The 12,764-nt window shown below is 43.5% G+C and carries 10 protein-coding genes; 5 read left to right on the top strand and 5 right to left on the bottom strand.

Annotated elements, in window-relative coordinates; all coding sequences use genetic code 11:
• Positions 1-122: 122 nt before the first annotated feature.
• From BM090_RS08170 to BM090_RS08160, 3 genes are all read right to left on the bottom strand, one after another.
• Positions 123-956 carry an MBL fold metallo-hydrolase gene (locus BM090_RS08170; protein WP_091510599.1) on the bottom strand — a complete coding sequence of 278 codons (834 nt, stop codon included), beginning with the start codon at positions 954-956 and terminating at the stop codon, positions 123-125.
• Positions 957-1,040: 84 nt separating this feature from the next.
• On the bottom strand, positions 1,041-2,480 hold the full coding sequence (locus tag BM090_RS08165; protein WP_091510595.1) for a hypothetical protein: 1,440 nt from the start codon (positions 2,478-2,480) through the stop codon (positions 1,041-1,043).
• A gap of 342 nt (positions 2,481-2,822) precedes the next feature.
• Positions 2,823-3,794 (bottom strand): hypothetical protein, encoded by a 972-nt coding sequence (locus BM090_RS08160; protein WP_091510592.1) that lies wholly within the window; start codon positions 3,792-3,794, stop codon positions 2,823-2,825.
• Between the two features lie 156 nt (positions 3,795-3,950).
• Between BM090_RS08160 and BM090_RS08155 the strand changes: the two genes are divergently transcribed.
• From BM090_RS08155 to BM090_RS08135, 5 genes are all read left to right on the top strand, one after another.
• Positions 3,951-4,652 (top strand): VIT1/CCC1 transporter family protein, encoded by a 702-nt coding sequence (locus BM090_RS08155; RefSeq protein WP_091510588.1) that lies wholly within the window; start codon positions 3,951-3,953, stop codon positions 4,650-4,652.
• Positions 4,653-4,710: 58 nt separating this feature from the next.
• Positions 4,711-5,226: a Crp/Fnr family transcriptional regulator gene (locus BM090_RS08150; protein WP_091510585.1), complete on the top strand. Its 516-nt coding sequence runs from the start codon at positions 4,711-4,713 to the stop codon at positions 5,224-5,226.
• Positions 5,227-5,251: 25 nt separating this feature from the next.
• Positions 5,252-7,135: a nitrilase-related carbon-nitrogen hydrolase gene (locus BM090_RS08145; RefSeq protein WP_091510581.1), complete on the top strand. Its 1,884-nt coding sequence runs from the start codon at positions 5,252-5,254 to the stop codon at positions 7,133-7,135.
• A gap of 26 nt (positions 7,136-7,161) precedes the next feature.
• Positions 7,162-8,037 (top strand): DUF58 domain-containing protein, encoded by an 876-nt coding sequence (locus BM090_RS08140; protein ID WP_091510578.1) that lies wholly within the window; start codon positions 7,162-7,164, stop codon positions 8,035-8,037.
• Between the two features lie 82 nt (positions 8,038-8,119).
• Positions 8,120-9,859: a tetratricopeptide repeat protein gene (locus tag BM090_RS08135; RefSeq protein ID WP_091510575.1), complete on the top strand. Its 1,740-nt coding sequence runs from the start codon at positions 8,120-8,122 to the stop codon at positions 9,857-9,859.
• Between the two features lie 83 nt (positions 9,860-9,942).
• Here BM090_RS08135 and BM090_RS08130 read toward each other — a convergent pair whose 3' ends face one another.
• Together BM090_RS08130 and BM090_RS08125 are read right to left on the bottom strand one after the other, a co-directional pair.
• Positions 9,943-12,057 carry a prolyl oligopeptidase family serine peptidase gene (locus tag BM090_RS08130; protein ID WP_091510572.1) on the bottom strand — a complete coding sequence of 705 codons (2,115 nt, stop codon included), beginning with the start codon at positions 12,055-12,057 and terminating at the stop codon, positions 9,943-9,945.
• A gap of 53 nt (positions 12,058-12,110) precedes the next feature.
• Positions 12,111-12,764, bottom strand: coding sequence for an ABC transporter ATP-binding protein (locus BM090_RS08125; protein ID WP_091510570.1), 654 nt, complete (start codon positions 12,762-12,764; stop codon positions 12,111-12,113).

Raw genomic sequence — 12,764 nt, 5'->3', positions numbered from 1 at the left:
TTTAATCCGAAATAGCAATAAAACTTTTCGGAAAATAGTTGCCCAAAGACAACTTACTTGGCAACTATTTGATCCGAAAATGCAATATTTAAAGTTGGATAAATCTATCGTAAAACAGAATATTATAATTCTGACAATTTGAACGTTTCTTTCACGCGAACTCCTTTGTCGGTGCGTTGCAGTGTCGCACACTCATTTACGGGGTCGTGTTCAAAGAAAAGGATATAGTCTTCCTCTACGGCTTTATTGAGCAAAGCTTCTTTTTCTACCATTGTTTGAAGTGGGCGCGTGTCGTAGCCCATGACGTAAGGCAGTGGAATATGTCCTACCGACGGAATCAAATCAGCTGCAAATACGATTTTACGCCCTTTGTAAGAAATAAGCGGCAACATTTGTTTTTCGGTATGTCCGTCCATAAATAATATGTCAATGCCGTCAAATGGACTGGATTGAGGCGATACCATTTTCAGATGCCCGCTTTCTTGCATAGGCATAATGTTTTCTTTTAAGAAGCTGGCTTTTTCGCGTGGATTTGGACGCACAGCCCAATCCCAATGCGCTTCATTCGACCAGTATGTCGCATTTTTGAAAACCAGTTCGAGCTTGTCTCCATTATAAGCCACACCGCCGCCGCAGTGGTCAAAATGCAAGTGTGTCAGGAACATATCCGTAATGTCAGAAGCCTGAAATCCTGCACTTTTCAGGTTGCCGTGCAAGCTATCCGTTCCGTGCAAATAATAATGTGATACAAATTTAGCGTCTTGTTTGTCGCCCATTCCATTATCTATCAGTATCAGACGGTTACCGTCTTCTATCAACAGGCTACGCATCGCCCACGAACATAAATTATTCTCGTCAGCGGGATTGCTTTTATTCCAAATACTTTTGGGAACTACCCCAAACATTGCACCGCCGTCGAGCTTAAAATGGCCTGTATTGATGGTATGTAATTTCATTGAATTAAATTGATGTAAAAAATAAAAAAACACGACAGTGTTTCCGAAAAATACAGAAATACTGTCGTGTATGCAAATGTTTTGTTATAGCAATTTATTGATAAATTTTTCGTCTAATTTCAAATGTTTGATTGGCGAGAAGTGATTTACATTTTGTTGTTTAAGCTTCTCTACCAAACTTCTGATTTTAGCGGCTTTGGCTCGTTTGTTGTCGCCGAGTGCTGCTTTCAAAATCTTGATAAACAATGAAATATGCTCGCTGCTTTCCTTGCCCGTCAGACGGATTTGGCGTTGTATGCTGTTGATGGATTGGTTAAACAAATCGTAATCATTGAGCATACAGTATTGCAGTGTCAGGAACAATTTAATTTCAATTTGTGCCTGACCATATTTTTTAAGACTAAGGTCGTTGAGCATATTGTTCAGCCAACGTGCCGCCTCTTCGTAACGATCTGCATAGAAGCAACTTAAGGCACGATATACCACGTAAGTCATGTATTTTGGCAAGTCATTTGCGTCCGAATCGTATTCCGCAAAAAGCTGCTTGTTTTCTTCGTACAACAAATGCTCCGTATCGGCACGTACATGGCGGTCGATTTTGGTAAGCAAGAATTGCGCTGGATAGCTGTACAAACTGTAGTTGGCCAACAACAAACCTGTCTTAATATTGAGGTCTTCAAAATACTTTTCAGCCTTGCGATATACTTTGTAGTGCGTATAATATTCCAACTTCAAAAATTCAAATACTATTTTCAAGTTATAGTAAATGGCATCTAGATAGTAGGTTTCAAATATCTTTTCTACGTTGTTAAGAATATCCTCAATTGGCTCAGCATCAGCGGCTTCATTTTCATTTTTATCTACAAAAAGACGATGAAAAATGCTGCAACAACTCTGATACACATACAAGCGGTGCGACTGATACAAGCCACCCAAATTAGCGATTTCTTTGTTCAGAAGTGAAAGTTCGAACTTGTCGATGTCGCTACCCGTCATGGTATAGTTACCATATTTTTTGAAGTATTCTGCCAACAAATCTTCGGATTTGTCCACAGCCAACATATACGCCACATGGCGGTTGTAGAGCTGCGAATAAGTGAAATGGTCTGGCGTGTTGATGTGTAACTTCTTGAGTGTCTTATAGATAATTGTCAGCTCGTTCGACAAGTCATAATCGAGCAACTCCTTTTCCAGTTTCTTGAGTGTGGCAATAGCAATAGCGCGTTTCTTGGTAAAAACGATTTCACTAATGTTGGCCACTTTTTTAAGCAAATCCGTGCGCGGATTTTCCATTTGTTGGAGCAAATACTCCTCAATTTTTTGGTTCAGACGCGAACGCAAAGTATAGTATGCGTTGGTGTTTACGTCCAGCTCCTCCATTATTTTGGCATCAGACATTTGCTTTTCGCGAATATAACGCAGCAAATGCGCTGACTTTTCGGCGTTACTGGCCAACAACGAATCGTAAATGGCTACATAATCGTTGGCGGATAATTGCTTTATAATATTTTTGAGTTTAGCCATAACCTTTTAAGGCTTAAAAAATCTGTACAAAAAACGTATGAAAAGGAAAACCTCACCGATGAAAACGCCTTCACAACCTTACATCGGCGATTAGGGCATAATATTAGTAATTTCTTCAAAAATATACACAATTTAACGGCTATTTTTTTTACTTTTTTTTGAATATGGAGGTAATTGATACATTGATTCAGATGAAACATGATATTTATTTGCTATATTCCTAACCAATAAAGCTAAAAATTACATTGTTTTCAAAAGAATATTCGACACATATAGCAAAAGCGATTGGCTTTTATACAAAACCAACCGCTTTTAGGTATAATAAGAGATGTCGTTACTGCGTTATTTGCTGATAATCAACTCCCGCAATTCTTCTACTTCTTTTGTAATTTCGGCTACTACCTCTGGCGTAATCGCCACATTATTAGCAATGCCCAGTACTGTAATGTCTGTAATTTCGCCTGCGTCGCTGAGTTTGGTAATATCTGGAAGCGTATCGTTAAGCGCAGGATCCTTTATTTCTACTTTCGCAAAAGTACCTTCCATGATCTTGAGTTTGTCAATAATTTCCTTCAAATCCGACTCCGAATGAATTTTTTCTAGTGCGGAAATTAAGTATGGTAAAGTTTTTTTCTGGTAACCAATCTGTGCCATAATGGATTTATGTGCTTTGTGTTGCGTAGAATCCGCCATGGACTTAGGGAACGACTTGTTCACTTGCGTGGAAAGATACAGGCCTTCCGCCCAAGCTCCTGTGAGCATAATGGCCGCCACATCAGCGCGTTTATTTTTGCGCAAATAATCGTCTGCCGAATAATACACTTCGCGTACAATATTAATGAGCGAATCTCTATTTTTAAGATTAGACTCAAAGCGCGTCATCAACGATGTCTCATAGTTGTTTAGCATCGAAAGTTCTTCCGATAATTTTTTGGTTGAGGCCAAACGATTTACCGCATCTTGCACCTGAAAATAAGAACAAGTATAACCCAAATCCGCCATGTAAACACCCAAATTCAGGGCTTGTTTGGTGGGAGTTGCATAATAATTTGTTGCATGATTCGGGTTGCTAAGCCATTCGTGCTTGTACGAAACTTTAGACAAACTAAGTTGTGTTACCACGTCCACGGGTGATGGCAAATTTGAAATACTCGTTTCTAATTTCTCGGAAATTTCAGCCGTTTGCACCGTATCTAATTTTATTTCTTTAACGGCTTTTTGCTCGTTACTGCCGCCCGAACACGCCTGCAAAGCAGCTATTGCCGCCCAACTCAATACCAAATTACTAAATAAACGTCCCGTAGAAGTTTTCATAATATTTTTTTACGCAAGAGAAAACAGTAAGAGAATATTGCGCCAATCTATAAATAAATTTTGAATAGCCAATATATCTGTTGTAATTTTGTTTCTGTCGTCTGTTTTGAATTTAATTGACCAAACAATATTTTTTATTTTATTTTTCATAAAAATATGCAACATCATTCGCACCCACACAAAGAAGAGCATCTTACCAGTTCACAATTTATCACTGATGTTGTTATTGGTATGTCTGATGGGCTTACTGTTCCTTTTGCGCTTTCGGCGGGTCTTAGTGGTGCTGTCGCCAGTACGAACATTGTAACTACAGCAGGTATTGCCGAAATCGTGGCGGGATCTATTGCCATGGGATTAGGTGGCTATTTGGCGGGCAAAACCGAACAAGAACACTATGCCGCCGAACTCAAACGCGAATACTGGGAAGTGGAGCATTTGCCCGAACGCGAAAAAGCCGAAATACGCGAAATTTTTGCCGAATGGGGCCTTAGCCCTCATTCTCAAGAACTTGTAGTAGAAGAACTGGCCAAAGACAAAGATAAATGGGTGGATTTTATGATGCGCTACGAGCTTGGTCTCGAAAAACCCGACGTGAACCGTGCCCGCAAAAGTGCCCTCACCATTGGGCTTTCGTATGCTATTGGCGGTATTATTCCGCTTACGCCCTATTTCTTTGCACAAGACGCGCTGCATGGCCTGATGTATTCGTGTGCGGTGACGCTGTTGTGTTTGTTTGCTTTCGGTTATTTCAAAAGTAAAATGACTGGCCAGCCTCCTGTTTGGGGTGCTGTGAAAGTTACACTTATCGGTACATTGGCGGCAGCGGCGGCCTTTGCGGTAGCGCATTTTATAGAATAAAATCAGTCATTTACCGCCGCGATATTTTCAATTTACTATCCTTACTTATAATTACCAGATGCTCAATCCCTTTCGAAAATCATATAACGCAGAAGAGTTAGATATTTTTCGTTTTTTGCAAAAAGCAACACTTTTTAGCGAGCTTACGCAAGACGAATTGTATAACTTTCTGCCGTATTTGTATTTGCGCCAATACAAAGAAAATGAGGTTGTTTTTTTTCGTAACGACCCAAGTCAGGCCTTGTACATTATCCAAAAAGGCCAGATTTCACTTAGCATTACCCTAAGCGACAAAACCGAATATCTGACCAGTGTAAGTACCCATCAAACGTTGGGCGACAATTCACTTATTCCCAATGCCAAACGCATTTATAATGCCATCGTTACCAGCGAAGTAGCCGAAATGTATGTGTTGCCGCAAGCCAATTTATTGGCGGTATTTGAGCGCGACGCACGCATCAAAGCCAAAATGTACGCGGCACTTTCCACGTCTTACAATCAATATATGGTCAATTTGTTCAAAGCCTACCAATCATCTTTTGGTTTCTTTGATTTGAGTACGGCCTACAAATAATTTATTCCCGAAATTTCAGAAGTTAATGCCTAACTCCCTCACATACATCGCAGGCGCAGCCCTGAACCAAACCCCATTCGACTGGACAGGTAATTTCAATAACATTGCAGAAGCCATCGAGCAGGCTCGCCGCGAAAAAATAGCCGTTCTTTGCCTTCCCGAACTATGTATTTCGGGTTATGGCTGCGAAGATACTTTCCTTTCCGAATGGCTACCCGCCAAAGCCCTTGAGCAATTGGCCGACATCGTGCCACTGTGTCAGGGCATTACCGTAAGCGTAGGTTTGCCCATTCGCCTCGAAGGACTTACTTACAATTGTGCCGCTCTGATTCACAACGGGCAGTTATTGGGCATTTCGGCCAAGCAATTTTTGGCTAATGAAGGCGTGCACTACGAACCGCGTTGGTTTACGGCTTGGCCTACACACAAACGCATCGAATGGGAATGGCAAGGCCAAAAATATCCGTTTGGCGATGTAGTTTATGATGTAAATGGCCTGAAAATCAGCTTTGAAATATGCGAAGACGCTTGGCGCGGCAACTTGCGACCTGGGTTGGAGCATTGCGAAAAACACGGCGTAAAACTCGTCCTGAATCCGAGTGCTAGTCATTGTGCTTTTGGCAAAACCAAAATCCGTGAAAAAATCGTGGTCGGCGGCAGCCAGCAAATGAACTGTACTTATTTGTATGTCAATTTGTTGGGCAATGAAGCTGGCCGCATGATTTATGACGGAGAAATTATGATTGCGCAAAACGGCCATTTGGTGCAGCGCAACAACCGTTTTTCTTATAAAAATGTAAACTTGGTGAGTGCACCTGTGCACCTGACAGACGCGAGCCTTACGCCTGTTTTGCCGCTCAATGACGACGACCAAGACAAATTTACGGAGTTTGCCGAAGCCGTTCCGTTGGCACTTTTCGACTATATGCGCAAAAGCCACAGCAAAGGTTTTGTACTGTCGTTGAGTGGTGGCGCGGACTCGTCGGCTTGCGCCGTGTTGGTGGCCGAAATGGTACATCGCGCCTTAGCCGAAATCGAGTTGGAAGGCTTTTTGCAAAAAATAACGTGGCTGAATACCGAACCGTTGGCGGGACTTCATGGCGAAATCTTGGAAAAAGCCATTGTAAAACAGTTGCTTACGTGTGCGTATCAGGGTACGCGCAACTCCTCAGAAGATACTTTTGCTTCTGCTAAAAGCTTGGCCGATTCGGTGGGAGCTTTATTTTATGAATGGAAAATAGATGAAGAAGTAATTTCTTATACCCAAAAAATAGAAAATGCCATTGGCCGCGCCCTCACATGGGAACACGACGACATCGCCTTGCAAAACATACAAGCCCGTAGCCGTTCGCCTATCATTTGGCTGCTGACCAATGTGCGTAACGCCTTGCTTATCACCACTTCCAACCGCAGCGAAGGCGATGTTGGCTATGCCACAATGGACGGCGACACGTCGGGCAGTATTGCGCCGATTGCAGGCGTGGACAAAGATTTTATCCGTCATTGGCTCGTTTGGGCGGAGCAATATTTGGGCTATTATGGCTTAAATTATGTAAACAATTTGGCACCTTCGGCGGAATTGCGACCGCTGGAACGCGTGCAAACCGACGAAAAAGATTTGATGCCTTACCATATTTTGCGCGAAATAGAAGTGGTTGCCATTCGCGACCGCCGCTCGCCTGTGGAAGTTTACACCGCGCTTCGCACCCAAAATCTGGAAGATGACGTTTTGCTTAAAGCACACATTATCAAGTTTTTCAGGCTATGGACGCGTAACCAATGGAAACGCGAACGTATTGCGCCATCGTTTCATTTAGATGATTTTAATGTAGATTCGCGGAGTTGGTGTCGTTTCCCGATTCTGTCGGGCGGCTTTGAGCAAGAGCTGAAGGCATTGGAACGAATGTAAATTTTACACCCAAACCACAGGCTGGCATGAAAGAGATTTTGCAGAAAATTCGCAAGTTTGAAATACAAATTCGCAAGGTAATAGATACGCAAATGCAAGGCGATTACCATTCCGTTTTTAAAGGAACAGGGTTGGAATTTAATGACGTGCGCGAATACCAATACGGCGACGACGTGCGAACGATCGACTGGAACGTAAGTGCCAAAGGCGACGGAACGTATGTAAAAACATTCAAGGAAGAAAAAGAACAAACCGTATTTTTCTTGCTGGACGTGAGTGCCTCGCAGGAAATCGGCAACACGCAACGCAAAAAATTGGACGTTTGCCGCGAAATTTGCGGCGTGTTGGCACTGTCTGCCGTGAAGGAAGGTAGCCATGTGGGTGCGCTTTGTTTTTCGGATAAAAAAGAGAAATACATCAAGGCGGGCAAAGGCTTGCATTACGCGTACCGCATCATTACGAGTATTTTTACGCTCAAACCCGCTTCGCTCAAAACCAATCTTAACACGGCTATTTATATGGCGTTGAACATTATTCGCCGCCGAAGTGTTATCATCCTGATTTCTGATTTTATTGACCAAAACTACGAGCACGCCCTCAAAGCCTTAGCCCGTCGGCACGATTTGGTGATAGTACACGTAACCGATGCGCGTGAAACGAATTTTCCAAAACTGGGCATTATTCCCCTTTACGACAAGGAACGCGGTAAAACCGTTTGGGTTAATACCTCCTCGGCGCAGTTTGTGGGCGGCCTGAGTGAGCAGTTTAGCCAAAATAAAGCGCAGCTCGAATCGTTTTGTAAGAAAAATCAAATTAATTATGTGGCCATCAATACAACCGAGGAATATATTCCTGCACTTATCAAAATGTTTAGGATACGCAACAAGCGTTCTAAGGCTTAATTTGTGTTAAACGGTTTGTATTATTGCCAAAACTGCGATACATTTCGCAACGTTTTTTGTAGTCTATCCAATTAATTTTACTTTGAATCTGAAAACTGGTTATATATCTCGTAAATGGTTAGCGGCGGCGTTCTTGGCCAGTATGTTGGCTGTGAGCACTCCCACACAAGCACAACGCGCCCGCAAAGGCGACGTTTCGGCAGCTAATCGCACGGCAGCAGAAGAAAATTTTGTAGAGGCCATGAAATATGACCTACTCGAAAACTACGACAAAGCCCTCTCTTCGCTGGAAAAAGTATTGCAATACACGCCTGACAATGCGGCGGCGTATTTTAAAATGGCTGAAATTAAGTTGAAAAAAAATAGAGTGCCTGAAGCAGTCGCCGACGCGGAAAAAGCACTCAAGCTTGACGATTCCAACGCCTATTATTATACGCTTTTGGCGCAAATCTACGAAAAGCAAAACCGCTTTGCTGATGCGGCCAAAATCTACACGCAACTGACCAAGAAGTATCCTTCGGACATCGAATATTATTACTTGCAGGCTGGCGCGTACATCAACGATGGGCAATACAAAGACGCATTGAAAGTATATGACCGTTTGGAAAAAGAAACAGGACTAAGCGAAGAAATTTCGCGTTCGCGCCAACAGATTTATTTGCGCACCAACCGCCTCGACGATGCCGTAAAAGAAGGCCGTAAACTCATGGAATCCTATCCCGACGAGCCACTTTATCAGGTAAGTTTGGCCGAGCTTTTGGCCGCCAACAACAAAATAGAAGAGTCGGAAAAACTGGCAAAACAAACACTGGTGCAGTTTCCAGACGAGCCACACGCCCAACTGCTTCTTTCGGATATTTATAGAAGCCAAGGCAAAACCAAAGAAGCCAACGACTATTTGACGATGGCGTTTGAAAATGGGGAGTTGGAGGCTGACGAAAAAATACAAATCCTTGATATGTATCGTGTTAGAGGATTTTCTACTCCCGAAGAAAAAGAATTTGTATTGAAACTTTCGCGCATAATCGTCAGCACGCACCCGAACAGTAGCCGCGCTTTAGCCTCTTATGGCGATTTTCTGAAATTGGCTGACCAAAAGAAAGAAGCCCGCCAACAATATCTTCTTTCGGCCAAATTAGATGCCAACAACGATAATTTGTGGGCTAATATCGTGGAAACGGATTTGGAAAATAATGAGTTTGACAGCACAGCTAAGCACACGGAAGCCGCTTTAGAATATTTCCCGAATAATGTGGCCTTTTGGTATTACAATGGCTTGGCGCATTTGATTCAAAAAAATTATCTGAAAGCCATTACAGCCTTAGAACAAAGCAGACGTTTGGCCTTCGGCAATGATAAAATGCTATTGGACATTTACGCGCAACTCGGCGACGCGTATCATTCTACCAAAGACTACAAAAAGTCGGACGAATCGTATGACGCTGCGCTAAAAATTGACGATAAAAACGCCCACGTGCTGAACAATTACAGCTATTATCTGTCCTTGCGCAAAGACCATTTGGGCAAAGCCCGCAAAATGGGTGAAAAACTTGTAGAAATCGCGCCTAACGAAGACACGTATTTGGATACTTACGGCTGGGTGCTTTATGTGGACAAAGACTATACCGCCGCCCGAAAATATTTGGAAAAAGCCGCTCAAACCTCTAAAAGCGGCGTAGTAATTGAGCATTACGGCGATGTGCTTTACCAGCTCGGCGACAAAGAAGCCGCTTTGGTGCAATGGAAAAAAGCCAAAGAACTCGGCACGGAAGACGATGCGCGACTGAGCAAAAAGATAGCCGATAAAAAGCTATACGAATAAGAAATTTACATTGTTTGTAATAATAAAATGCCCCGCCAAATGTATGTCTGGCGGGGATTGTTTTTTGTGTTAAAATCAAACTGTTATTTCAAGTTTGGCAGTTGCTTAATGCCCATATTGAAAAGCGTAAATGCCTGAATATCTACATTTTCCTGAATGGTGGCGGCTACGGATTTGCCTGCGCCGTGTCCTGCGTTTACGTCTATACGAATCATCACGGGGTTTGCGCCGCTTTGTTTGTCTTGCAACTCCGCCGCAAACTTAAAGCTATGCGCAGGAACTACGCGGTCGTCATGGTCGCCAGTGGTTACCAACACCGCAGGATATTTCACGCCTTTGCGCACGTTATGCACTGGCGAATAGCCTTTTAGGTACTCAAACATTTCTTTGTTGTCTTCGGCTGTGCCGTAATCATAACCCCAGCCAGCTCCCGCCGTAAAGGTGTGATAACGCAACATATCCAACACGCCTACCGCAGGCAATGCCACTTTCATCAGGTCGGGGCGTTGCGTGAGGGTCGCGCCTACCAACAAACCGCCGTTTGAGCCTCCGCGAATCGCCAAGAAGTCCGAAGACGTGTATTTGTCTTTTATCAAAAATTCGGCTGCCGCAATAAAGTCATCAAACACATTTTGTTTGTGAAGTTTCGTGCCTGCATCGTGCCATTTTTTGCCGTATTCGCCGCCGCCCCGCAAGTTGGCTACCGCGTACACGCCGCCATTTTCCAACCAAACCGCGTTGGCAATGCTGAAACTTGGCGTAAGGCTAATGTTAAACCCGCCGTAACCGTACAAAATGGTTGGATTTTTGCCGTTAAGCTGTGTTCCTTTTTTGTAGGTAATAATCATCGGTACTTTTGTGCCGTCTTTGGACGTATAAAATACTTGCTTCGACTCGTAGTCTTCGGATTTGAAATCTACTTTCGGACGCTGATAAACAGCCGAAACGCCCGTTTTTACTTCAAATGAGTAAATCGTCGAAGGCGTGGTGTAATTGGTGAACGAATAATAAAGCGTTGTTTCGGTTCTTTTTCCACCAAAGCCGCTGGCCGTTCCCAAACCTGGTAATTCTACATTGCGCAGCAATTTGCCTTGATAATCAAATTGTTTGATAACCGAAACGGCATCTTTCATGTAATTGGCGAAAATATAACCGCCGCCTGTGCTGGGGCTAAGTACATTTTCGGTCTCGGCGATAAGGTCTGTCCAGTTGTTTTTTTCTGGTTTGGCCAAATCCACCACGATTACTTTTTTGTTGGGAGCTTGGTAATTGGTAGCTACCAACAAACGACCGCCTTCATTATCCAACACATCAAAATCATTTTCAAAATTGTCCACGAGTGTAATAATCGGGCTGTTTTGTTTCGTTAAATCTTTGATATACAATTCGTTGCCAGAAGTAGAGTTGGCCGCCGAAATCACTAAATATTTGCCGTCTTCGGTTACAGAACCGCCCACGTAACGACGTTTTTTATCCAAACCAAAAACAACTTGGTCGTCTTTTTGTGCCGTTCCTAATTTGTGGAAATACAATTTATGTTGGTCGGTTTTAGCCGAAAGTTCGCTTCCTTGCGGTTTGTCGTAGCTCGAATAATAGAAACCTTCGTTGCCGCGCCACGCGATGCCGCTAAATTTCACGTCCACGAGTGTCGCTTCTAATGTTTTTTTCGTTTTTGCATCAATAATCATGACTTTGCGCCAATCGCTGCCGCCTTCCGAAATGGAATAGGCGCAAATGTTGCCGTCTTTGGAAAAATCAACGCTGGCAAGCGAGGTTGTGCCATCTTTGGAAAAAGTATTGGGGTCAAGAAAAACCTCTTCTTTGCCTGCCGCATCTTTGCGATACAAAACCGACTGATTTTGAAGGCCGTCGTTTTTGTAGTAATACGTGTAGCTGCCTTCCTTGAACGGCGCAGAGATTTTCTCATAATTCCAAAGTTTTTCCATGCGCTTTTTGAGTGCGTCGCGGAACGGGATTTTTTCCAAATACCCGAAAGTAACTTTGTTTTCTTCTTTCACCCACTCGGCCGTTTGGGCGGAGCGGTCGTCTTCAAGCCAACGGTAAGGGTCAGCGATTTTTGTACCGAAATAAGTATCTACTTGCGTGCCTTTGGCAGTGGCAGGGTACGTGATTTTTGTTTGGGCGTTCATGGTCGAAATGCTACAAACCACCGCCATTGCGGTTGTTATTTTTCTCATTTTTAGGGTTGATAATTTTGTAAAAGGTAGTTGATAAATAATTGAAATTCAAGTTATTGTACTACAAGCCCATCGCGCATCGTAAGCGTGCGGTCGGCCATCGCTGCCAACTGGGGGTTGTGTGTTACTATTACAAAAGTTTGATTAAGTTCTTTGCGCAGCTCAAAGAAAAGTTCGTGCAATTGCTGGGCATTTTGTGAATCTAAATTGCCGCTGGGTTCGTCGGCGAAGATAATGGCGGGATTATTGACCAACGCACGCGCTACCGAAGTGCGCTGCTGCTCGCCGCCCGACATCTGCGAAGGCTTGTGATGTAGCCTATCGGCCAAACCCAAACGCTCCAGTAGTTCGGTGGCTTTGGCTTGTGCCTTGGCGGGTTCTGCGCCGCCCAAATACGCTGGAATACAGACGTTTTCTAAGGCCGTAAACTCTGGCAAAAGGTTGTGAAACTGGAATACAAAACCAATGTTTTTGTTACGGAATTGTGCTAAATCCTTGCCTTTCAGCCCCACGACTTCTTGGCCATTGATTTCCACTTTGCCGCCGTCGGGTTTGTCGAGTGTGCCCAAAATCTGCAAAAGCGTACTTTTGCCAGCCCCAGACGCGCCCACAATGGCCACAATTTCGCCCGTTTGGATACTTACGTCTATGCCGCGCAACACCGACAAATCGCCGTATTTTTTTTGTATGTTATTTGCTACTAACAT

The sequence above is a fragment of the Flexibacter flexilis DSM 6793 genome, assembly GCF_900112255.1.
Classification (GTDB): domain Bacteria; phylum Bacteroidota; class Bacteroidia; order Cytophagales; family Flexibacteraceae; genus Flexibacter; species Flexibacter flexilis.
The sequence above is the reverse complement of the archived record's forward strand: the minus strand, read 5'-3'. Positions and strand labels throughout refer to the sequence as shown.